Genomic DNA, 21,180 nt, shown 5'->3' with positions numbered 1-21,180 from the left:
AAGAATCTGCTTGTTTAGGAGGCGGGAAAGATGAAAGTACTGAAGGTGCCAGCACGCACAATAGCCGTCTTCGTGTTGCCGTGTCTGTTCTTGTACGTGTGCCTTGTGTTTATACCCATACTGGTTTCACTGTATACAGGTTTATTGAAATGGGACGGACTTACGTCTGCCACATTTGTCGGATTCGGCAATTTCAAAGATATGTTCTTCAATGACCCGGTGTTTTGGCCATCTGTAAGAAGAACCTTGCTATATGCCGTAGCTTCCATGCTGGAAATTCCACTTTGCCTGGGAATGGCTATTTTGCTTAACCGTTATGTCAAAAAAGGAAACACACTGGTTTCGATCTACTTCACACCGGTTATTCTTTCTGTCGTAATCATTGGACAATTGTGGAAAACAATCTACAACCCGGCATCCATGGGCGGTATGCTCAACGGTGTTCTGATTTCTCTGGGACTGGACAGCTGGACACACAACTGGCTGACCGAGCCCAAAATTGCGATGTTCGCTCTTTATCTCGTATCCCTATGGCAGTTCTTCGGCTATCATCTGCTGATTCAGTACACAGGGGTGCAGAATATTCCGGATGAGCTTTATGAAGCGGCCAAAATTGACGGGGCGGACGGATTCAAAGCGGATCGCTATATCACACTTCCGCTGATCGTCCCGATCTTTAAAATATCGATTGTACTGGCGTTTATCGGTTCCCTGCAGGCCTTCGATCTGGTTATGGTTATGACCGCCGGTGGTCCGGCTCATGCAACCGATGTTATCTCCACACATATGTACAACAGCTCATTTATGTCATTGAAGTATGGATACGGCAGTGCGATTGCCAGCTTCCTGGTTGTAGTCTGTCTGGTCTTTACCGGATTTATCAATACCATATTCAATAGAATTGAACGTAAATTCAATTAGAAAAGGAGTGCGCGATCATGCGAAAATTCAAAAAAGGAATCGTGTATCTTCTTTTCGCAATTCCTGTGGTGACCCAGTTGTATCCTTTACTCTGGTTATTACTCTATTCACTGAAGACCAATGAAGAAATTATGGATGGCAGCTTTTTCTCCTTCCCCAAAACCTTTCAATGGCATAACTACAGTGAAGCCTATACTTCAGGCAGCTATCTGAAATACTTGTCCAACAGTGTGTTCGTTACCGGCATTACAATGATCTGTGTTATCGTGCTGGCTTCCATGGTGGCTTATGCCATCTCGCGTTTCCGCTGGAAATACGGCAATATCGTTATGACGATCTTCCTGATGGGCATGATGATTCCGATGCAGGCGACACTGCTGCCGCTGATGATTATTTTTAAGAACATTCACGTTCTGAACACTCATTTGTCGCTGATCCTGCCTTACGTTGCATTCTCCACACCGATAGCAGTCTTCATTCTTTCCGGGTTTATGAGAGATATCCCCCACGAGATAGAGGAATCAGCATTTATTGATGGAGCAAGCGTATACCGGATCTTCCGCAGCATTATTCTTCCGGTGTCTATTCCGCCGGTAATGACCGTATGTATCCTGACCTTTATCAACATCTGGAATGAATACATCCTGGCGGCAACCTTTATTTCCTCCGAGAAGCTAAAAACATTGCCATTCGGGGTATACACGTTTGTTAGCCAGTATTCCGTAAATTACGGCAACATCGGGGCATTCCTGGTCATGGGTGCGCTGCCGGTTATCCTGATCTACTTCTTCCTGTCTAACAAAATTACCAAAGGTATGGTTGCAGGAGCGGTTAAAGGCTAATCATCGTTGCCAATTAAAATGGGATAGATCTATAATAGGAAACGGCAGGACAGGGTGTTGAAAGGAGAGAGTCCTATGAAAAGCGGCTTTCATTCCATCCATCATCGGTTGTTCTTGCTGTTTCTTTTTTGCATGTCCAGTATTCTGCTTATTGTCAGCCTGCTGTACTATAACCGGACTACCGTGCAATTGCATGAGAAGATCAGTGATTTGTCGCAAAAGAACGTCTCCCAGACGGCCGGGCTGTTCAGCCTGCTCTACAAAGGGTACGATTCTCTGTCCAAATCACTCAGCAACAACTTCGAGATGATTCGATTGATTAATGAAACAACGGATGAACCGGCGGTAGCCTACATTAATGAGCAGACCATCACCAATATTATCGGTTCCATATTTTATTCGCGGGATGATCTGGTGGGCATTCACGTCATTACAGACAAGGGCAAGATTTATAATTACGGGAACTATATGAATGTTGTCGATCCGAAATACCACAGTCAGGATTGGTACAAACAGCTTCAAGCCTCATCCGGTAAAATGGTCTGGCTCGGCGTATATCAGCATTCGTTAATCGACCAGGTGGAGGATAGCCCGGTGTTTGCTTTTGGCCGGCAAATCTATGATCTGAATGAGCATAAGCCGATCGGTATTGTTCTCTATGAGACGAATCCCCAGCCGGTTCTTGACGCTCTGGAGAACCTCAAGCTGGGCGCGCACAGCCAGGTGTACTTGATGTCAGAGGATGGGCGGTTTGTGACCTCAGCAACAGACCCGGCTCCAGTGATGGAGACGTTGCCTTCCTTGCAGAGTTTCCAGAATCAAAATGTCCAGCAGGAAGCGGGACGACTTGTGGTGGCCTCCAAGCTGTCTTTTTCCGGGTGGTGGGTAATGAGTATTACACCGGATAAGGATCTCAATGTGGAATTGAAAGAGATGAAACGCTATTTGCTGATTGTCATCTCGATTCTGATTATCGTTTCGACGTTAATTGCGTCTCTTGTGTCTCAGACGATCTCCTCACCGCTAAAAAAGCTGATCCGCGAAATGAGGCAGGTGGAGGTCGGGAACTTTCGGGGAATGGTCAATGTGTCCTCCTATCAGGAGATTAATATCCTAGTAGCTTCCTTTAACCGGATGGTCCGGCGGATTGAAGAACTGATTGAACGCGTGAAACTGTCTTCTGTCAGTGAAAAAAATGCAGAGCTGCATGCCCTGCAGTCCCAGGTCAATCCGCATTTCCTCTACAACACACTGGATATGATCTACTGGATGCTGGATGAAGAGGGAAATGAGCAGCTGGGCGAGCTGGTACTCTCCCTGTCATCGATGTTCCGGTACAGCAGTCAGTGGGAGGATGCCGCAGAGGTTACTCTGCGTGAAGAGCTGGAGCAGATTGGACATTATCTGAAGATCATTTCCATTCGCTTGGAAGGAAGGCTGCAGATTGTCATGGATATCGACGAGCGCTGGCTGAACATCCGTGTTCCGAAGATGACAGTGCAGCCCGTTATTGAGAACGCCGTTAAGCATGGATTGGAATCTCTGAGCCGCCAAGGTATTCTGAAGGTGTACACACGCGAAGAGGATTCCATTCTGCAATTGATTGTGGAAGACAACGGCGATGGAATGACTGCCGGGCAACTGGAGCGCCTGCTTCAATCTCTGAACGGGGATAGTCCCAAAGAAGGCGGCAAAGGCGGGATTGGACTGCAGAATCTGCACCGCCGCCTGCAGCATATGTTCGGAGAGGAATATGGCCTGCATATTCAGAGCTTTCCCGGAGAAGGGACACAGGTTGCCATTGTACTGCCGATTAGGTTGGAAGGAGACAACATCACGTGAATATTCTTGTAGCCGATGATGAAAGAGTAATACGCGAAGGCATCATTCGAACCATCGGACAAATCAGTCCGGATCATCAGGTATTTGTGGCGGCTAAGGCGGAAGAAGCCGTCAAGATTATGGAAGAGCAGCGGATTCACATCGTTCTGACGGATATTTTGATGCCAGGGATGAGCGGACTTGAATTCATGAAGATTTCCAAACGCCGATACCCTTACGTGAAATGGGTCGTGATCTCGGCGCACAGTGAATTCTCCTATGCCCAGGAGGCGGTACGTCTCGGGGCGAGGGATTATCTGCTTAAGCCCATCGGCAAAAGCAAGCTGCTTGAAATCATTACTAATCTCACCGTTGAAATTGAGCAGGACAACGATATCTCACGGCAGGGAGAGAGGCTGAAAGCGAGCCTGCGGTTTCTGAGGGAAGGCGTCTTTCAGCGCCTGGCCTCAGGACTCGATATCGGAAATCTGGACATTGAGCCCTTTATCGAAGATTATAAGCATTTCTATATGGTGATGGTGCAGCTGGATTCGGAGGACAAAAGCATACGGCTGGAGCATTTCATTGTCGAGAATGTGCTGTCTGAGCTTATTGAACAGCACGGGCGAGGATTTGTTGTCAGCTATGACCGCCAGAGTCTGCTTGGACTCATTACCCTGCGGGAGGATGCCACGATTCAGCAGTTTCAGGATGAGGTCAAGGACCATCTCACACACTATTTAAAGATCCCTTTTCAAATGATACACTCCGGCCTCAGCTATGATTTCAATACAGTTCCTCAGGTCGTCAAACGGATGAGAGAAGCCTCGGCTTCACAAGCTCTAGAGCTCGAACCGATGAAGGGGAGTGGGGAGAAGGCGATAGATGTGGCACTTCATTATATCAAGGAGCATTTCTATGAAGACCTGTCCCTGGAAAAAATGGCTTCGGTAGTTTTCCTGAATCCGGCCTATTTCAGTCAGCTGTTCAAGCAAAAAACCGGGCAGGGCTACAAAGAGTATGTTACTTCGCTACGGCTGGAGCAGGCCAAGCTGCTATTGCTTAATCCGAAATTAAAACTGGCTGAGATCGCCGAACGTGTGGGGTATCAGGACGTGAAGCATTTCACCCAGATGTTCCGCAAACGGTACCAGTCAACCCCTACTGAGTATCGCCAGCAGCAGAATATCAATATTCTGATGAGCAAAGGAACGCCGCCGCAATAATCACCCCGCCTATGCTACAAAATAAAAAGGAAGCGGATGCCGGTTTCGAAACCGGTGTCAGCTTCCTTTTTATATCATGCAGTTGCGTAGGGCAGGTTAGATGTTGTTGAAGCTGTTGAACGCATTAACGCCGCCATCGTAGTCATTCAAGAAAATAACTGCAACAACGACGATAGCAATAATAACGGCATAAATAATAGTGCCTACAATTCCGCAGACCAGCCCGGCAATAGCCATCCCTCTGCCTTGTTCATTACGGGTGCGGATCTCTTTGAGCGAAATCGCGGAGAGAATAATGGCAATAATCCCGAAGATCAGGCCAATATAAGGGGATACGATCGATAAAATTCCGAGCACCAGGGCGGCAACGGATTTTCCGTTTGTTTTGGCAGGCGCGGGTGGCTGTGTGTAATATTCCTGATTTCCAAATGGCGGGGGTTGATAACTCATGTGATAGCTCCTTTTATGTGTTTTGTGAACCATTGCTCCAGTGTATTATATAATATTTTCCAACCGGAGATGTGCTCTTTGTTCTATTTATTTATATCGGCTGCTCTATGTAGTTAATCCAGTGTGTAAGCTTCACCCCAAGCGGGAGACCTAAAGACTCCGCCAGACGAATGGAAGCGACATTATTGTCCTGAACCTGGTATCTGGGAATATAACCCCTTTGCAGGGTATGGAATAATGCTGTGCGGACCACACGCTTCGCCAATCCCTTTTTCCTTCCTTCTTCAACGGTATGTACCCCCCCGATTTCCCAGATCTGTTCTTCATTACGGAAAACAAAGCAGGTACTCAGCGGAATTTTGCCTTCAAAAAGAGATACGGAAAAAGCACCTTCCGCAAAATAATGCCCGATTTCGTCACTGGAGTAGCCATTTGCCGCCCACAACGGATAAAGTCTTTCATCCGGCTGTTCACTGAGCACCGTATCCCTGTCCTCGGCAAAGGAATGAGCGGCTGCTGTACTGTAGGAGTAGAAACAGCGGGTTTTATAGAGCGGATAGTGTTCAGAAAGTGCAAGTACGCTATATTCATCCTGAAGCTTGAAGACAAGCCGGGCATCCTTGGGCAACTGGTCAATTAATGCCGGGAGCAGTTCCGGGCTGCTGTAATCCAAGAGCACGATAGTGTTGGCATTGGGATAAGCTCTGAGATCATATGCGAAAGCGTTAGCCGGCAGCAGCAGCAGAATACCCCAATTGTCCACCTGTTCGATAAGATAGCTGTCCATCACTTGACGGTGTGCTGTGAGCATTTTTAGCAGGGTGACATTTTTCAGCGGATTCATGCGCAGCTTCTCCATAATCCTGTCGTACTGGATCATTTGTGTTCACCTCCTGTCCGGTTTGAGTATCCAAAATCGGGCATTTCTTCAATATTACTATAAAACCCTCCATTTGACCTCAACAATATTCCCTAATGTGATTAATCCCCGTGCAGTTAAAGCTCCAAATAGGAGTAACAGCATCCCATATTCCTCCTTAGCCTACGACTTTCGAACATAGACTATTACTCCTGTCCCAGGCAGTCAATTCCACATGGTTACATGAAAAGACTGCACTTTCGTCCAAGAGCAACGAGGTGCAGCCTTTCCGTCAACTAAGTTTCATTTTTGGTAACACCATTTAAGCTTGGCACGTAATCTGCAGCTTTATTGTTGCTAACCATTTGTGGTTCTTCGGTGAGATGATCGTGATTCTGCTGATTGTTTTTCTTATCCGCACGGTTATTGGCGCGGTCGTGTTTGGGATCGGCGCTGTTTTTGGGCATGACGTTCACCTCCATCTCTCCAAGCTTAGTATGAGACGGTGTTTTGTATTTTATCCCAGTATCTTATCTATCTTAGGGCAAAAAAGTGCATTGAGATCTTAATTGACAGATCCTGCTATAATAGTTGTGCAATACAATGCTGGTCTATTAAGAAACGTAAAGAGGGTGATGAGCATCGCTAAAAAAACAAAGGTTGTTGAAGTGGTTCCATATGATCCTGCATGGAAGAGTGAGTTCTGCAGATTGCGCGAATGGCTGCTTGAAATAACCGGTGATCTTATCCTGGCTGTTGAACATGTCGGCAGCACTTCTGTTGAGGGATTGTCGGCAAAACCCATCATCGATATAGATTTGGTGATGGAGAGCTATGAGGTTTTCCCGGAGATCGTTCAGCGGTTAAGTCAATATGGATATGTTCATCAAGGCAATCTCGGTGTCGAAGGCAGGGAGGCATTCAAGCGGGAGCAGGAAGACGGCTTCATGAAATATCATCTGTACGTGTGTCCAAAGGACGGTAACGGTTATCTGGAACATATTATTTTGCGCGACTATTTACGGGCCAACCCATCGGCTGCCGAGGAATATGAACAAGTGAAGCTGGGTCTGGCCGAACAGTTCCGATATAATATCGATGCTTACTGCGAGGGGAAGACGGCCGTGGTCCATTCTATTTTGCAAAGGGCCAGTTATGAGGCAGCTACACAAGAACATCACACCCAAATGACTCTGTAGCTATTATGTAGAGATCCTAATAAACGAACAGGACTTCTGATGAAAGCTTTTCCATGGAATAGATAGGAATTACTTGTATTTATGTAATTTTGATGGTAAATTATAGATATAAGTTTGGGATTCAATCTGGGCCCAGCGATCACAGCAACCAACTTGAAGATGTAAGACAAAAAGGAGCATTTCCCCCAATGCTCCTTTTTGTTATGCGTAAATCTGACTATATGCATAGATAATTTTTACGAGTCCACAACTGATAAAGCGCCACTTAATTCATAAATTAATGATTCTTTAAGAAAGGAGAGGTACACTTAGTTGTATCTGTATAGAAGGGAATGAATGAATTGCTTCACCTGGAGAGGAACGCATATGAACAGAATACTATTAATTGAAGATGAAAAGAATCTGGCCCGCTTCATTGAACTGGAGCTGCAGCATGTTTCTTATTCGGTTACCCGGGCGCAGGATGGGATTAACGGTCTGAAGCTGGCAGAGGAAGAAAACTGGGATTTAATATTGCTGGACCTGATGTTGCCGGGCCTTAACGGAATTGAGGTCTGCCGGCGCATCCGTAAGGTGAAGCAGACTCCGGTCATTATCATTACAGCCCGGGACGGATTGTCCGATAAAATCAACGGGCTGGACAGCGGTGCCGATGATTACATCGCCAAACCTTTTGCGATTGAGGAGCTGCTCGCGCGCATGAGATCGATACTGCGAAGAGCTGGCTCTCTATTGGAGGGGCATCTGCTGGTATGCCAGGATCTTCAGCTCGACCCGCTGGGCCGGACCCTTACCAAAGCCGGGGAAGCCCTTGAGCTCACGAAGCGCGAATTCGATATCCTGCTGGTATTGATGCAGAACATGGGCCGGGTCATGACCCGGGAGAAGTTGATGGAGGCAGTATGGGGCTATGAAACGGATGTAGAAATGAAGGTGGTAGATGTGTACATCAGCTATTTGAGAGGGAAAATCGACTCACCCGGACAACCCAGTGTTGTGCAGACTCTGCGCGGCCTGGGATATGTGATCCGTAAATGAGAAGAGTCACCTCACTGCTGTCGCGGCTGTCCATCCGCTGGAAGCTGGCAATTTGGTCCTCTATTTTGCTGTGTGTGCTGTTTCTGGGTTACAACGGGGTGCAATATTTTGTGATTAACCGCTGGATGTTGCATCAGGAGCAGATTGCCCTCCATAAGAATATGGAGGAGATTCAAGGGTACTTCCGGGCAGAGAACGAAACGGCTGAGGGGATCGCCGGCAGCCGTTCTTTTATTGAGAGCATCAACGGGAGCCATCAGATGATCCGTATTCTGAATGCTTATGGAAATCCGGTATTAACCGTATCTGCTCAACTGCCGGAGGAGTGGGTGAAACCGCAAGTTTCAACGAAGACAACCACAGACAGTATTTGGCATGAAGAAGAACATCTTCTGATCGTCAGAAGTCCGCTGCGAACCTCCAGGTTCAGCGGAACTATAGAAATCGTGAACAACCTGGAAAGCTCTGATCAGCTAAGTGATATGCTGCTGGGTGTTATGATCGCCGGCTGGCTGGGTGCTATCGTCATCAGCGGGATAGGGGGAGTTTTTTTGTCCCGGCAGCTCCTGCGGCCCATTCAATCGTTAAGAGACACGATGACCAGCATTAAGCAAAAAGGGCTGCAGGAGAGGGTTCGCATCTCGGGCAGCAATGATGAGCTGGCTCAGCTTGCCAGGGTTTTTAATGATCTGATGGATCAGCTCGAAGCTTCTTTTTATAGCCAAAAGCAGTTTGTTGAAGATGCTTCCCATGAATTAAGGACACCGATTTCTATCATTGAAGGGCATATTTCACTGCTTAGCCGTTGGGGCAAACATGATCCGGTGATTCTTGAAGAGTCGCTGAATGTATCGGTGCAGGAGCTGAGCCGCCTGAAAGGGATTGTCAATGAATTACTGGAGCTTACACGTGCAGAAGAGAAGAGCAGGGAGCAATACGACTTTCCTTGCATAGCCAGAGATACCCTTCAATACACCCTGCGGAGCTTTGCTTTGCTGCATCCCGATTTCAGTTTCAATCAGAATCTGGATGAGATAGACGGTGTGGTCATCCATATTGTGCCGAATCATCTGGAGCAGATTTTGCTTATTCTATTGGATAATGCTGTTAAATATTCGGGAGCTACACGGACCATTACGATAAATGGAGCTGTGCAGGAGTCCCGGCTTCACATCCGTGTAGAAGACTGTGGTATTGGAGTGCCGGAGGAGGACTTGCCCCTATTGTTTCAGCGGTTCTATCGCGTGGACAAGTCAAGAAGCCGGGAACAAGGCGGAAGCGGCCTGGGGCTCGCCATTGCAGAGCGCCTGGTCGCGAGATACAGCGGCAGCATAACGCTCTCCAGCATACCCGGGCAGGGAACGGCAGTCACGCTGTCTTTTCCCGTTGTAGAGAAGCTTCATGACCATTAAAGGTTCTGAAGTGTGATAAGAGCAATAAGGTAGGATTAGGAGGGATAGCATGCACCAATTACTGAACGCTATAACGGATGCCGCTTTGAATCTTGTTAATACGCTGGGAATTTGGGGAATCTGGATCGGGATGGTGCTGGAGAGCGCCTGTATTCCCATTCCCAGCGAGGTCATTATGCTTAGCGGCGGACTACTGATTGCCAGAGGCGCATTGTCATTTCCGGAGGTAGTGGCCGCGGGAGTGCTCGGCAATCTCGTTGGGTCTATTGCGGCATTTTATGTGGGGGCACATGGAGGCAGAAGGTTACTGGAAAAGTACGGCAAGTATATTCTCTTTAATTCCCGCCACCTGGAGCAGTCTCAGCGCTGGTTCGACCGTTACGGTGAGGGTACGGTGTTCTTCACACGGATGATGCCGTTTATTCGAACCTTCATTTCTTTGCCCGCCGGAATTGCCGGGATGAAACCCGGGAAATTTGTTTTTTTTACTGCTCTGGGTTCCTTGCCCTGGAATATCGCTCTGGTGTATCTGGGATATCGCCTCGGAGACCATTGGACAATCGTTGAGGAGTACATGCGCCCTGTGAGTTATATCATTTGCGGTGTTGTCGTTATTCTTATCATTCTCTGGCTGGTGCGCCGGAGAAAAGAACGCACGGCTTAACAGGTACGTACAGTCTAGTCCTGCCGCAGCATGGAGCGGTATTCACTGGGTGACATGCCGCTGAATTTGCGGAACTGCCTGGAGAAATACAGTGCATCGTTGAAGCCGACAGACGAAGCTACCTGATCAATGGTGAGGGAGCCCGAGAGCAGACCTTTGGCTTTGTCCATCCTCATCTTCAGCAGATACTGCTTGGGGGAGAGGCCTGTTTTCTGTTTGAAAGCCTTGGACAGATGCGCACGATGGTAACCGAGCGTAGCGGCCATATGATCTATGCTGATCTGTTGATGGAACTGTAGGGAGATCCAGCGGATGGCCTGGTCAATCTGCCGGTCGATGATTTCCGGCATTTCCTTGGGTCTGGCAGGCAGGATAGCCAGGTTGTCTTGTCCGAAATGGTGAAGCAGGAGCCGCGTCCATCCAGAAGCCTCCAGACTCTCCAGCCGTGGATAAGCAGACTGCCGGAAGCACAGACGGATCCGTTCGTACAAGTTGCGTAGTTCCAGGGTATTCTCTGTTTGCAGCAGCGGCCGCTCCTTTGTAATGCCGATATCGGACAGCAGCCCGGATACACCGGTGCCTTGCAGTGCAACCCAGGCATAATGCCACGGGTTACGTTCATCCGCCTGATAGCTGAAAAGGGAGCCGGGAAAGATCACGAAGGTGTCCCCGCGCCTGCACTGCTGAGAAACAGTGCTGCTCTGAAAGCAGCCCTCACCCTCCAGCACCGTATGAATCAGATAATAATCATGAACGGATGGTCCGATTTTATGACCGGGATATGGCTGGCCTTCACCGCTGAACAGAACGGCAAGGTCCTGCTCTTCGGGGAGCAGATTAAAGCCGGCGGTAAAGGAATAATGCTCAGGAATCATGGCCGGTCCACCTTTATGTAATGAATGAGATGCACTATTGTCAGGCTACAACAGGTTTGCCCTATTTGCAACATTTGTCCATACAACAATAGGTGTTCTTCCACAAGCTGCCAATAGATAATAAAGTAACAGGTATATTCCCTCTATTTGATGCGGATTATGCCTGTTCAGCATGGAGTCGGAGGAGGTGCTTCCTGCAACCTCTCATAACGAAAATACACTGCCATAGTCTCCTTTAAAGACCGGTGCTCCAAAGGCCTTAACCCATTCCTGATAAAGCCGCGTGGAGCTGTCACTTTTGACGATCAAATAGTCGGGATGGTCGAACTTCACAATATCGGGAAGGTATTCCGAGAAACCGTACATGGAACGCTCAAAAGCGGTCCAGCCCATCGGTCCGGCAGAGGCTTCGGTGATAAAAGGGTCCTGCCTTCCGTCACAGAGCACGTCACCACCGCGGTACATGACATAACCAGAGGATCCATAGCTGGAGAGCACCCTAGGTCTGACACCCTGTGCCGCATGTTCCAGGACATAGTCCATTTCTTTCACAGGATAAGCTCTAGCATCGATTGCCGGCGGTACGATAAAAATACAGACGATATTAAGGGAAAGGCCTACTGCCAGCGAAAACACCAGAGCCCTCCGGTCAAGACGCAGGGACAGGCTGCGGAAATACGGTACCACTTCGAAGAAAACGCCTGCGAAATAAGGAATAAACAGCCACATAAACAGGTTTTGCTTGAAATTGGTTACCCCCAAATAGAGAATGCCAGCCATCAGGAAGAAGCGGAAGGGCTTTTTGTGGAGCGAAAAGGGAAGGGTTACCGCAAAAAACAACAACAGCAGCAGAATGGGCAGATTCTCAATTCGGTTGAACTGGATCGGCTGCCACTCATTGATGAGCATGTTGAAATGATTATGGGTTACGGTGAAGATATATAGCAAGCTATTTACGCCAGCCGGATTCAAAAGCCCGGAGAGCCAGACCAGTATGAATACTGCGGCACGGCGTGAATTTAGTTTTTTCTCCAGCAATGATTCCAGCACAGCCATGCCCGTGAACACTGCAATCACCAGCCATACTCCGGTGTGAATATTGGCTACTGCACAGGAGAGGAGTAACATCACAGTGGCATTTTTAAGACTTGTCTTCAGTTGGAATTCCCGCAAGTACACGAAGAACCACACAATCATCCCGGAAGAGATCATCTGCGGCCGCCCTTTGAAATAGTTGTAATAGATCCAGCCGGTAATCAGCAGTACAAAAGGCAGTAAGAGCGGATGTTCTTCAGGCAGGCCCAGTTCTTTGCGCGAAACCATCCCTAAACGGAGCAGTCCCATAATAAGCCAGAACAGACAAATGGCAGTCAACAGGTAGATTCCCGGCCACCCGAATACCTGGTACAAAGGAGCAATAAGAAGCTGAAATCCGAACTCATGGGGAATATAGGGCAGCTTGTCACTGTAAAAGGTATGGATAGCATGGTGCAGTACGGTGTGGTGGGCAATCATGTAACGGCCGAGTTCAATATGCCAGAATGTGTCAGGGTCATTATACGAATATTTGGGCATCAACAGCAGAATGAAGACAACAATCAGAGTCCCGTAGCCCAGCTTGAACCATTTTGTGCGCATTGGAAGGATTAACCCCTTTTAGATCTACTATAATTTCCAATCGTTAGTGAACAGTTAAAAGTCTGATAAAAGCTCATATTCATACCTTTTCCCATAAAGAGGTATCAGGATACCTCATGCTTTAACTGGAGAGAATCTTGACAAGCAAATAAATAGTGTATATATTACACATATACAATAATTACAGTAATTACAGAGGGTGCTGATGCCGCAACATGAACATATTGATATCGAGTACATCCGGCGAGCCGATTTATGCCCAGATAGCGGGTCAGGTCCGCCAGCTGATTCTTCAGGGTGAACTGGTTACCGGGATGCCGCTGCCATCCATCCGCCAGCTAGCCAAAGAGCTGCAGATCAGCGTGATCACCACAAAACGGGCTTATGAGGAGCTCGAGCGGGAGGGTCTGATTAATTCTATCGTCGGGAAGGGATCATTTGTATCCGGTGCAGATCAGGAGTTCATCCGGGAGCAGCGGCTGCGGATTATGGAAGGCAAGCTGAAAGAGATTATTGACGAGAGCAGGCTTTTGGGAATGGAATATAAGGAACTTACGGAAATGCTGAAACTGCTCTATGAGGAGGAGAAAGAATGAGTGAGGTCATTCAGCTGGAAGGCTTAAGTAAAAGCTATGACCGGTTTGAACTGCGTGATATTACGGTCGGCATTAAGGAAGGGTATATCACAGGGCTGATCGGCCCGAATGGGGCGGGCAAAACAAGCCTGATCCAAATGATCATGGGGATGGTCTATCCGGATCAGGGTGAAATTCAGCTATTCGGGCAGAACCATCTGCTTCATCAGGCGGCTATCAAGGACCGGATCGGCTATGTATCGGATGAAAATATATATTACGAGCGTCTAACTGTAAAACAAATGAAGGGAATTATAGCTCCGTTCTACAGCCGTTGGAATGAAGATGTATACCAGAAGTACCAGGAGAGATTCAAGCTGCCGCCGGATAAGAAGATCAAGGATCTGTCCAAAGGGATGAAAATTAAATTCTCACTTGCCATTGCCCTGTCCCACGATGCGGATCTGCTGATTATGGATGAGCCTACTTCGGGGCTCGACCCGATTTTCCGCAGAGAACTGCTGGAGCTGCTTAGTGAACACATCCAGGATGAGAAGAAGTCTATTCTTTTCTCCACACATAACACAATGGATCTGGACCGTATTGCCGATTATATTGTGTTCATCAATGACGGACGGCTGGTTTTTAACGAGATGAAGGAATCTCTTACGGAGAAATATCTGCTGGTCAAAGGCGGGAGGGAACTGCTTGACCGGGATGTCCGGCGCTGGTTCATTGGTATTCGTGAGACAGCCGTAGGCTTCGAAGGACTGATCGGTAACCGTGCGGAAGGCGAACGCTACTTCAAGGATACCGCCATCTGTGAGATCCCTACGCTGGAGGAAATCATGTATTTTACCGTAAAAGGAAGTGAAGCACATGCGTAACTCCATTTATTTGATCCGTAAGGACTTCTTCTTGGTCCGCAAGTTTTTGTTGCTGCTGATTCCATACTATATCATTATGGGTTTTACGAATGTTGATGCCTACGCGGTATTTGCCCTGCTTCCGGCAATGCTGATATTGTTGAATGCCTGCGCTATGGACGTGCAGGATAACAATCAGCGGTTTCAGATCAGTCTCCCGGTGCCCCGCCATCAGCTGGTGCTGGCCAAATATTTAAGTCTGTTCCCGTATGCTATCATCAGTCTGATCTGCACGCTGCTGCTTTATCTCGCCGGAGTTTTAACTGGGCAGATTAGTGAACCGGTTGCCTGGAGAGAGTTACTATTGACTATTGCAACCTTCCCGGTACTTGCAGCCTTTTATTTACCGCTGTACTACTGGCTGGGACAAAAAGGGATGCAGATCGTAAATTTTGCCTTTATCATGCTGATCATGTTGAATATCACCGCTACTTCTCATTTGGCAAAGCGTTTTCCGGTTCTGCTCGATTGGATTCACCCGCAAACCTCAAGCCATATCCTATTGTGGGCTATAGGCGGCGTGGCTTACATATTTCTGCTGTATTGTTCTTATCTGATTTCGTTGCGGATTTTCGTTAAGAAAGACATTTGACCCAGAAACCTTTGAGGGGCCTCTGAACTATTCAGAGGTCATTTTTTTGTCACAACTTCTCGCTGAAAGGTCATTTACAATATGCCCCCCGGGGGGATATATTTATGAGAACAGTTCTCATTATATATACTTTTAGGGAGTGAATGGAATGGGTGAGACCCTGTACGTGAACGAAAACAAGGACGCCTCTTGGAAGGCTGTATGGGAAAAGAATGGAGGTATACTCATCGCTGCCGCTTGTCTGGTGCTGATAGTATTGGCCTGGAGTCTGGAGCGGAACGGGCAAGGAGCTTGGTCGATTGTGTTTTTCGTCCTGGCTTACGCCGTCGGCGGTTACCGCAAGGCGTGGGAGGGACTGGAAACGCTGATTAAGGAGAAGGATCTCGACGTTGATCTCCTGATGGTAGTTGCGGCTGCAGGTGCGGCGAGCATTGGTTATTGGCTGGACGGGGCTATATTGATCTTTATTTTTTGCCTGAGCGGAGCACTGGAGGATTACTCTATGGAGAAGACCAACCAGGACATCGCCGCGATTCTGAAGTACCGGCCTGAAGAAGCTGTGCGGCTTCAAGACGGCGTGGAAGTGCGGATCAAAGCGTCTGAGCTGCAAAAGAAGGACCTCGTGCTGGTGCGTCCCGGTGAGCGGATTCCCTGTGACGGTACGATTGTCGAAGGTAGCTCCGCAGTAGATCAGGCCACCATTACCGGGGAGTCCATTCCCTTAGATAAAACGCTGAATGATACTGTATTCGCTGGCACGATGAACGGACAAGGTGCCTTGCGGGTGCGGGTGACTCAAGCGGCTGAGGATACACTCCTCTCACGGATTATACATATGGTTCAGGAAGCGAAGAACGAGCTGCCGCCGAGCCAGCTTTTTGTTGAACGGTTTGAAGGGATTTATGCTAAAAGTGTCGTGGTACTCGCTTTGCTGCTGATGGTGCTGCCGCCTTATCTGTTGAACTGGAGCTGGGAGGCTACGATCTACCGGGCGATGATTTTCCTAGTGGTGGCTTCCCCGTGTGCACTTGTTTCCTCTATTATGCCCGCGATTCTATCAGGGATTTCCAACGCTGCCCGTAAAGGCGTACTGTTCAAGGGTGGAGTTCACCTGGAGCAGATTGGGAATGTAAACACAGTGGTTTTTGACAAAACAGGTACTTTGACCGAAGGACGTCCAAAGGTAACGGATATTCGTCCGGCGCAAGGCCTCACAGAAGTCGAACTGCTGCGTCTAGCGGCTTCACTCGAGAATCTGTCCATGCACCCGATTGCCAGAGCAGTGGTAGACAAAGCGGCAGAACAGGGGATTGCACTGGAACCGGCGACTGCAATGCAGGCGGTAACCGGAATGGGGGTCAGCGGGTTGGTGAACGGTAAATCCTGCCGTCTAGGGAAAAGAAGCCTGCTTCTGGAAGCCGCAATGGATCAGGAACTGCTCTCTGAAGTAAAGGCGCTGGAGGCTGAGGGGAAAACGGTCGTATTCGTTGAATTGGAAGGACGATATGCGGGCATTCTGGCTGTTCAAGATACACTCCGTTCGAACGCGGCTGTGGCAGTGAAGCAGCTTCAAGCCATGAATAAACGAGTAGTAATGCTAACCGGAGATGCCACACCTACCGCTGAGGCTATTGGCAGACAAGCCGGAATTGAAGAGATTTACGCAGAAATGCTGCCAGACGGGAAGCTGGAAGTGATCCGCAAGCTGACAGAGAAGTACGGGAAAGTGGCGATGGTCGGAGACGGTGTGAACGATGCCCCTGCACTGGCGGCGTCTTCCGTGGGAATTGCGATGGGAGCAGCAGGAAGCGATGTTGCTCTGGAGACGGCTAACGTTGTGCTGATGACGGATGATATTGCCAAAATCCCGTATGCCATCTCCCTGGGAAGCCGCACCAGCCGGGTCATTAAGCAAAATATTACATTTGCCCTCGCTGTTATTCTGATTCTGGTGGTGTCCAACTTTGCAGGCGGCATTAATTTGCCTTCCGGTGTAGTCAGCCATGAAGGCAGTACTCTGGCTGTCATTCTAAGCGGATTGCGGCTGCTCAGATAGGTCTATTTGTCTCTATGAATCTATTCTTGCTATAATACCTCTAGCTGGCAAGCCGTTAGATTCTTAAGTTCACTCTATAACCGGGTGATAATCACAAAATAAGCTGGGGTGTAATTATGGTAGAGGAAACAGGCGGGCTTATTCATGACGAGGATTACGAGCATAAATACCGCAAGCAAATCGTCAACCGGCTGGCCCGGATTGAAGGCCATGTCCGCGCCGTCAAGGAAATGACTGCCGAAGACCGTGATTGCTCGGAGGTTCTGCTGCAGATCGCAGCGATTCAGAAAGCGCTGGATAAGGCGGCAAAGCTGCTGCTTAAGGACCATCTGGAGAATTGTGTGGTCAAAGCTGTACACCACGGCAATCAGGAGAAGGTGCTGGAGGATCTGAACAAGGCCCTCGATAACTATATACGTTAACACTGAACCGGCTGTACTGTCCCTTTAGGGATTAGCACAGCCGGTTCTTGTCTTCATTGGTTAAGTAATTATCTGCCTTGGTCCATATGGTCAACGTAATCCTTGGCATCCTTCAGCGATAAATTCCTCGCTTCCCGAAGCACCTTGATCGCCTGGATTTTCTTACCTTCAGCCAGCAGCAGATGCAGCTTTCTCTCCAGGTCCGGAGCAAATTCCATGTTCTGCACATACAGCGGTGTCGGTGGTTCCATATTTGGCTTGAACAAACCTCCTCCCATTCCTGAGCGGCTATCGATCCGATCCAGCTGTGATTGCAAATCTTTAACCCTCCTGCTAAGGGTCATTACTCTCAACATCAATAGTATCGAGAGAGTAAGTGCGGCGATCGGGATCCAATCTGTAGTTTGCAAGGATATAGCCTCCCTATGATCATTTGTATATTCTATATTACACAATACCCTACATGTACAGCGATGAACACCCGGCAGACCTCATGAAGAATGTCATATCACCTAAAGGATTAACGTGATATTTTGATCAAAAGTTTCTGAATGAAGTAGAGGAGGCTTGGATATGATTACTCCACAAACGCTTGATGAGTATTATGTTAGAATTGGCAGGCTGAAACAGAAATATTTGCAGGAACGTTTTGAGGCGGATCTACCCACATTTGCCTCCCACGAAGAGGCGGCAACCTGGTTTCGCAGTTTGTTCGCAGATGACTTCATCTTTGTAGAGGAAATGGATGCTGCCAACTCCAAGAAATACTATCTCTACGACATTATTCATGACAGGGACATATGGGAACGCCGGCAAAAGGACTTAAGAGATAAGGGCACAGCCAATGGGCTTGGCATGCTTCTCTGCACCCAAAGAGTAGATATTTATGAAGATGGATCCGTGAATTTGGCATTTTAAAACATAGTTTTTATTTTAGTCTGCAATTGATAATTGCAGGCTTTTTTATGCCGGAATTCAACATTATACAGCATAAACATTCATTGACATTTCAGAAGAGGGTAGATGATAATTTAGTAGATTCAAACGGGGTATTCTGGTAAAAAAATCGAAATGTACTTGAGAACAAGAATAGGGGCACAGATATGCTGTATGCAACTTTTGAAAAGCAATACAAGCTGTTTCTCACCAGGATTGTAAGGAAAGCTGAGCTTAAACTAGAAGGTCCGGAAGGAATGTATGGGTTGAATATTAGTGTGGTTTCCGTGCCTCCAGAGGATGGACCACTGGATTATCTGAGCAAGGCGGAAAAGGATCAATACATCAGCTTCCAATACCCCAGAAGACGTAACAGCTATCTCCTCAGTAAGCTGGCTTGTAAAATGGCAGTCGCTCGTGCCGATGATGATCTCAATGATATAGTAGTTGATCATGGAGTCATGGGTCAGCCATTTATACGTGGAAGTGACCGGAAGATCACCATTACCCATTGCGATACCATGGGTGCGGCAATTGATTATGACCCTCGCCTTTTATTAGGTGTTGATATGGAGCTCATAGATGAGAAGGCCATGGATTCCATAGCGAGAATTACATCCAAGGAGGAGCAATTACTGCTACATGAACTTGGAATACAGGCTCCCGCTTTCCTGACTTTGCTCTGGACAGTAAAGGAAGCGATGTCCAAAGTGATTCAGACCGGTTTTACAGTTCCAACCGAGCTGTTTGAAGTTAAGGGATGCGTATGGAAAGAACAAAATGTCATCACCCAATTCAAAAACTTCCCTTCATATAAAGCCATAACAGTACTTCGAAGTACATATGTCTTTACCATCGTGCTTCCTTCCATAGCGATGACAGAGATGGGAGAGACCCGGCTGTTGCAACAGTTAGAGGCGCTGATGCCCGGAGGTGACGGAATTGTTCAAGATCATGATCGTCGAGGATGACAGCAAAATCAGAACCCTGATCACCGATATTCTGCGCAAGTACAGCTATGAAGTAGTGGAGGTTGCAGATTTTTTGCAAGTCGAGCGGATCTTTGAGCAGGAATCGCCGCATCTCGTGCTGCTTGACCTGAATTTACCGTACTATGACGGATTCTACTATTGCCGGGTATTCAGAAGAATAACTACGGTGCCGATCATTGTGATCTCCGCCAGAGATGAAGAGTCCAGCCAGGTGCTGAGCATGGAGCTGGGTGCAGATGATTATATCGTCAAGCCGCTGAACATTCAGGTGCTGCTGGCCAAGATTATGGCGATTTTGCGCCGGAATTACGGGGAATATGCAGTCAAGCCTGAACCAGAGAAAGAACCGCTGCCAATACATTTGGATGACCGCAATTTTAGTATTTCCTGCAATGGTTTGGTTCAAGAGTTAAGCAAGAATGAGTACAAGCTGCTGAAGAAGCTGATGGAAAAGCAGGATACGATCGTCAGCAGGGAAGAGCTGTTGGAGGAGCTGTGGGACGATGTGCATTTCGTCGTGGATAATACGCTCACTGTGAATGTCACCCGGGTGAAGAGCAAGCTGGCCAATCTGGGCTTCCAGGATGTTATCAAGGTAAAAAGAGGCGTAGGCTATATCTTTGATTCGGCTATGGCAGGAGGGACACGCCAGTGAGTATCAAGCTGTTTCGGGATTTTATGCGTGATTATTTTTCGTTCACGCTTGTCTATTTTATCAGCCATCTTCTGGTGGTTGTATACTGCAATCATTATATTAGCGGCAATATCCAGCTTATGTACCTGCTCAGCATTAGTGTGTATGTCTATATCGTGTTCATGTGCTTCCGCTTCATCAAATATGTCTCTACCCGTCGGGAGATCCAGAGGTTATCAGAGAATATTGAGATTGAAGAAAAAGACTTTTCCTGTGAACAGCAGTCCATCATTTCGATGATTCACCGCATTCACCACACCTACCAGGACCAGATTTATGAGATCAAAGCCCAGGCTGACAGTACTCATAAATTCATTTCGCAGTGGATACATAATCTAAAAACCCCGCTGTCGGTCGTCGACCTCATCTTGCAGAATTACAACATGAACGCTACCAGCCATACCCTTGCCTTGCAGCATATCGGGGAAGAGAAGGATAAAATCCTGAGCATGCTGAACCAGATGTTGAAGTTCTTCCGGCTGGAGCATTTCACCCGTGATTATAACCCGGAGCCCATCCATCTGCTGGAATCGCTCAGAGCCCTGATCAACAGCAAGCGGAATCAATACATATATAACAATATCTATCCCGTAATCGAGTGCGAAGAGGAGAACGTAATCATCATGACGGACAGCAAATGGAATCACGCAATGCTGGAGCAAATCATCACCAATGCGATCAAATATTCGGATGCTGGAGAAGAGGCAAAATCCATCCACTTCCATATTAAGCAGAGTGGCGACCAGGTTGTGCTGTCCATCCGCGATGAAGGCATCGGCATCGAAAAAGTGGATTTGCAGCGGGTGTTCCAGCCCTTTTTTACCGGAAAAAACGGCCGTACCCACCATCAGGCGACAGGTATTGGCCTCTATGTCTGCTCGGAAATTGCCCGGAAGCTGGGTCATCGCCTCACCATTTCCTCAGAAGTAAATCAGGGCACAGAGGTGCAGATTGCTTACCTTTCAAAATTGAAAGAAAGCGTAACTTAAATGGATGGATACTGCTCACAAGTACTTCTACAATGAAGATATATCGTTCAATA

At 47.8% G+C, this 21,180-nt stretch carries 23 protein-coding genes; 17 read left to right on the top strand and 6 right to left on the bottom strand.

What is annotated here, in order from left to right; all coding sequences use genetic code 11:
• Positions 1–30: 30 nt before the first annotated feature.
• The 4 genes from ACTJKB_RS01285 (at position 31) to ACTJKB_RS01270 (ending at position 4,810) form a co-directional block, all read left to right on the top strand.
• Entirely contained in the window at positions 31–921 is an 891-nt protein-coding gene (locus ACTJKB_RS01285; RefSeq protein ID WP_440831459.1) for a carbohydrate ABC transporter permease, read from the top strand.
• Between the two features lie 17 nt (positions 922–938).
• Complete coding sequence (locus ACTJKB_RS01280) at positions 939–1,763, top strand: carbohydrate ABC transporter permease (protein WP_074084443.1); 825 nt, start codon at positions 939–941, stop codon at positions 1,761–1,763.
• 75 nt (positions 1,764–1,838) lie between these two features.
• Positions 1,839–3,605: a cache domain-containing sensor histidine kinase gene (locus ACTJKB_RS01275; RefSeq protein WP_440831458.1), complete on the top strand. Its 1,767-nt coding sequence runs from the start codon at positions 1,839–1,841 to the stop codon at positions 3,603–3,605.
• The gene (locus ACTJKB_RS01270) at positions 3,602–4,810 is read left to right on the top strand and encodes a response regulator (protein ID WP_440831457.1); all 1,209 of its coding nucleotides are present in this window, start codon (positions 3,602–3,604) and stop codon (positions 4,808–4,810) included. Before ACTJKB_RS01275 ends, ACTJKB_RS01270 begins: the two co-directional genes overlap by 4 nt.
• A 96-nt stretch (positions 4,811–4,906) precedes the next feature.
• Here the strand turns inward: ACTJKB_RS01270 and ACTJKB_RS01265 are convergent, their stop codons facing one another.
• From ACTJKB_RS01265 to ACTJKB_RS01255, 3 genes are all read right to left on the bottom strand, one after another.
• On the bottom strand, positions 4,907–5,260 hold the full coding sequence (locus ACTJKB_RS01265) for a DUF4190 domain-containing protein (RefSeq protein ID WP_440831456.1): 354 nt from the start codon (positions 5,258–5,260) through the stop codon (positions 4,907–4,909).
• Positions 5,261–5,351: 91 nt separating this feature from the next.
• Positions 5,352–6,140 (bottom strand): GNAT family N-acetyltransferase, encoded by a 789-nt coding sequence (locus tag ACTJKB_RS01260; protein WP_440831455.1) that lies wholly within the window; start codon positions 6,138–6,140, stop codon positions 5,352–5,354.
• Between the two features lie 275 nt (positions 6,141–6,415).
• A complete protein-coding gene (locus tag ACTJKB_RS01255) occupies positions 6,416–6,586 on the bottom strand; it encodes a hypothetical protein (protein ID WP_167374780.1) in 171 nt (56 codons plus the stop codon).
• A gap of 168 nt (positions 6,587–6,754) precedes the next feature.
• Here ACTJKB_RS01255 and ACTJKB_RS01250 point away from each other — a divergent pair, with 168 nt between their 5' ends.
• The 4 genes from ACTJKB_RS01250 (at position 6,755) to ACTJKB_RS01235 (ending at position 10,432) form a co-directional block, all read left to right on the top strand.
• Positions 6,755–7,318: a GrpB family protein gene (locus ACTJKB_RS01250; RefSeq protein ID WP_440831454.1), complete on the top strand. Its 564-nt coding sequence runs from the start codon at positions 6,755–6,757 to the stop codon at positions 7,316–7,318.
• Positions 7,319–7,684: 366 nt separating this feature from the next.
• Complete coding sequence (locus tag ACTJKB_RS01245) at positions 7,685–8,356, top strand: response regulator transcription factor (protein WP_440831453.1); 672 nt, start codon at positions 7,685–7,687, stop codon at positions 8,354–8,356.
• The gene (locus ACTJKB_RS01240) at positions 8,353–9,768 is read left to right on the top strand and encodes a HAMP domain-containing sensor histidine kinase (RefSeq protein WP_440831452.1); all 1,416 of its coding nucleotides are present in this window, start codon (positions 8,353–8,355) and stop codon (positions 9,766–9,768) included. The genes ACTJKB_RS01245 and ACTJKB_RS01240 overlap by 4 nt, the downstream gene beginning before the upstream one ends.
• Before the next feature lie 49 nt (positions 9,769–9,817).
• A complete protein-coding gene (locus ACTJKB_RS01235) occupies positions 9,818–10,432 on the top strand; it encodes a DedA family protein (protein WP_440831451.1) in 615 nt (204 codons plus the stop codon).
• A 14-nt stretch (positions 10,433–10,446) separates the two neighbouring features.
• On the opposite strand, the gene ACTJKB_RS01230 is transcribed toward ACTJKB_RS01235, so the two are convergent.
• A complete protein-coding gene (locus ACTJKB_RS01230) occupies positions 10,447–11,307 on the bottom strand; it encodes a helix-turn-helix domain-containing protein (RefSeq protein ID WP_440831450.1) in 861 nt (286 codons plus the stop codon).
• Between the two features lie 204 nt (positions 11,308–11,511).
• Positions 11,512–12,945 carry a hypothetical protein gene (locus ACTJKB_RS01225; protein ID WP_440831449.1) on the bottom strand — a complete coding sequence of 478 codons (1,434 nt, stop codon included), beginning with the start codon at positions 12,943–12,945 and terminating at the stop codon, positions 11,512–11,514.
• Positions 12,946–13,160: 215 nt separating this feature from the next.
• Here ACTJKB_RS01225 and ACTJKB_RS01220 point away from each other — a divergent pair, with 215 nt between their 5' ends.
• From ACTJKB_RS01220 to ACTJKB_RS01200, 5 genes are all read left to right on the top strand, one after another.
• Positions 13,161–13,541, top strand: coding sequence for a GntR family transcriptional regulator (locus tag ACTJKB_RS01220; RefSeq protein WP_440831448.1), 381 nt, complete (start codon positions 13,161–13,163; stop codon positions 13,539–13,541).
• Entirely contained in the window at positions 13,538–14,407 is an 870-nt protein-coding gene (locus ACTJKB_RS01215; RefSeq protein ID WP_440831447.1) for an ABC transporter ATP-binding protein, read from the top strand. Before ACTJKB_RS01220 ends, ACTJKB_RS01215 begins: the two co-directional genes overlap by 4 nt.
• Entirely contained in the window at positions 14,400–15,038 is a 639-nt protein-coding gene (locus tag ACTJKB_RS01210) for an ABC-2 transporter permease (protein ID WP_440831446.1), read from the top strand. Before ACTJKB_RS01215 ends, ACTJKB_RS01210 begins: the two co-directional genes overlap by 8 nt.
• A gap of 148 nt (positions 15,039–15,186) precedes the next feature.
• Positions 15,187–17,094: a heavy metal translocating P-type ATPase gene (locus tag ACTJKB_RS01205; protein ID WP_440831445.1), complete on the top strand. Its 1,908-nt coding sequence runs from the start codon at positions 15,187–15,189 to the stop codon at positions 17,092–17,094.
• Between the two features lie 116 nt (positions 17,095–17,210).
• Positions 17,211–17,516: a metal-sensing transcriptional repressor gene (locus ACTJKB_RS01200; protein ID WP_440831444.1), complete on the top strand. Its 306-nt coding sequence runs from the start codon at positions 17,211–17,213 to the stop codon at positions 17,514–17,516.
• Between the two features lie 68 nt (positions 17,517–17,584).
• Here ACTJKB_RS01200 and ACTJKB_RS01195 read toward each other — a convergent pair whose 3' ends face one another.
• The gene (locus ACTJKB_RS01195) at positions 17,585–17,833 is read right to left on the bottom strand and encodes a ribosomal protein L7/L12 (RefSeq protein WP_440831443.1); all 249 of its coding nucleotides are present in this window, start codon (positions 17,831–17,833) and stop codon (positions 17,585–17,587) included.
• A gap of 256 nt (positions 17,834–18,089) precedes the next feature.
• Between ACTJKB_RS01195 and ACTJKB_RS01190 the strand changes: the two genes are divergently transcribed.
• The 4 genes from ACTJKB_RS01190 to ACTJKB_RS01175 all read left to right on the top strand — a co-directional run bounded on the left by ACTJKB_RS01190 (position 18,090) and on the right by ACTJKB_RS01175 (position 21,127).
• Positions 18,090–18,434: a hypothetical protein gene (locus ACTJKB_RS01190; protein ID WP_440831442.1), complete on the top strand. Its 345-nt coding sequence runs from the start codon at positions 18,090–18,092 to the stop codon at positions 18,432–18,434.
• A 185-nt stretch (positions 18,435–18,619) separates the two neighbouring features.
• Positions 18,620–19,423, top strand: a complete 804-nt coding sequence (locus tag ACTJKB_RS01185; RefSeq protein ID WP_440831441.1) for a 4'-phosphopantetheinyl transferase family protein — start codon at positions 18,620–18,622, stop codon at positions 19,421–19,423.
• Entirely contained in the window at positions 19,395–20,099 is a 705-nt protein-coding gene (locus ACTJKB_RS01180) for a response regulator transcription factor (RefSeq protein ID WP_440831440.1), read from the top strand. The genes ACTJKB_RS01185 and ACTJKB_RS01180 overlap by 29 nt, the downstream gene beginning before the upstream one ends.
• Positions 20,096–21,127, top strand: a complete 1,032-nt coding sequence (locus tag ACTJKB_RS01175; RefSeq protein ID WP_440831439.1) for a sensor histidine kinase — start codon at positions 20,096–20,098, stop codon at positions 21,125–21,127. Before ACTJKB_RS01180 ends, ACTJKB_RS01175 begins: the two co-directional genes overlap by 4 nt.
• Positions 21,128–21,180: the final 53 nt, after the last annotated feature.

It is taken from the genome of Paenibacillus sp. 22594 (genome assembly GCF_052044425.1).
In the GTDB taxonomy this organism is placed as follows: domain Bacteria; phylum Bacillota; class Bacilli; order Paenibacillales; family Paenibacillaceae; genus Paenibacillus_AQ.
This window is presented reverse-complemented; position numbering and strand designations above follow the sequence as displayed.

Coding starts and splice junctions, on each gene's coding strand:
- ACTJKB_RS01225 (WP_440831449.1), bottom strand. CDS start 12,945: ATGCGCACAAAATGGTTCAAGCTGGGCTACGGGACTCTGATTGTTGTC.
- ACTJKB_RS01205 (WP_440831445.1), top strand. CDS start 15,187: ATGGGTGAGACCCTGTACGTGAACGAAAACAAGGACGCCTCTTGGAAG.
- ACTJKB_RS01250 (WP_440831454.1), top strand. CDS start 6,755: ATGAGCATCGCTAAAAAAACAAAGGTTGTTGAAGTGGTTCCATATGAT.
- ACTJKB_RS01260 (WP_440831455.1), bottom strand. CDS start 6,140: ATGATCCAGTACGACAGGATTATGGAGAAGCTGCGCATGAATCCGCTG.
- ACTJKB_RS01220 (WP_440831448.1), top strand. CDS start 13,161: ATGAACATATTGATATCGAGTACATCCGGCGAGCCGATTTATGCCCAG.
- ACTJKB_RS01245 (WP_440831453.1), top strand. CDS start 7,685: ATGAACAGAATACTATTAATTGAAGATGAAAAGAATCTGGCCCGCTTC.
- ACTJKB_RS01200 (WP_440831444.1), top strand. CDS start 17,211: ATGGTAGAGGAAACAGGCGGGCTTATTCATGACGAGGATTACGAGCAT.
- ACTJKB_RS01255 (WP_167374780.1), bottom strand. CDS start 6,586: ATGCCCAAAAACAGCGCCGATCCCAAACACGACCGCGCCAATAACCGT.
- ACTJKB_RS01240 (WP_440831452.1), top strand. CDS start 8,353: ATGAGAAGAGTCACCTCACTGCTGTCGCGGCTGTCCATCCGCTGGAAG.
- ACTJKB_RS01285 (WP_440831459.1), top strand. CDS start 31: ATGAAAGTACTGAAGGTGCCAGCACGCACAATAGCCGTCTTCGTGTTG.
- ACTJKB_RS01275 (WP_440831458.1), top strand. CDS start 1,839: ATGAAAAGCGGCTTTCATTCCATCCATCATCGGTTGTTCTTGCTGTTT.
- ACTJKB_RS01265 (WP_440831456.1), bottom strand. CDS start 5,260: ATGAGTTATCAACCCCCGCCATTTGGAAATCAGGAATATTACACACAG.
- ACTJKB_RS01280 (WP_074084443.1), top strand. CDS start 939: ATGCGAAAATTCAAAAAAGGAATCGTGTATCTTCTTTTCGCAATTCCT.
- ACTJKB_RS01210 (WP_440831446.1), top strand. CDS start 14,400: ATGCGTAACTCCATTTATTTGATCCGTAAGGACTTCTTCTTGGTCCGC.
- ACTJKB_RS01230 (WP_440831450.1), bottom strand. CDS start 11,307: ATGATTCCTGAGCATTATTCCTTTACCGCCGGCTTTAATCTGCTCCCC.
- ACTJKB_RS01190 (WP_440831442.1), top strand. CDS start 18,090: ATGATTACTCCACAAACGCTTGATGAGTATTATGTTAGAATTGGCAGG.
- ACTJKB_RS01235 (WP_440831451.1), top strand. CDS start 9,818: ATGCACCAATTACTGAACGCTATAACGGATGCCGCTTTGAATCTTGTT.
- ACTJKB_RS01185 (WP_440831441.1), top strand. CDS start 18,620: ATGCTGTATGCAACTTTTGAAAAGCAATACAAGCTGTTTCTCACCAGG.
- ACTJKB_RS01215 (WP_440831447.1), top strand. CDS start 13,538: ATGAGTGAGGTCATTCAGCTGGAAGGCTTAAGTAAAAGCTATGACCGG.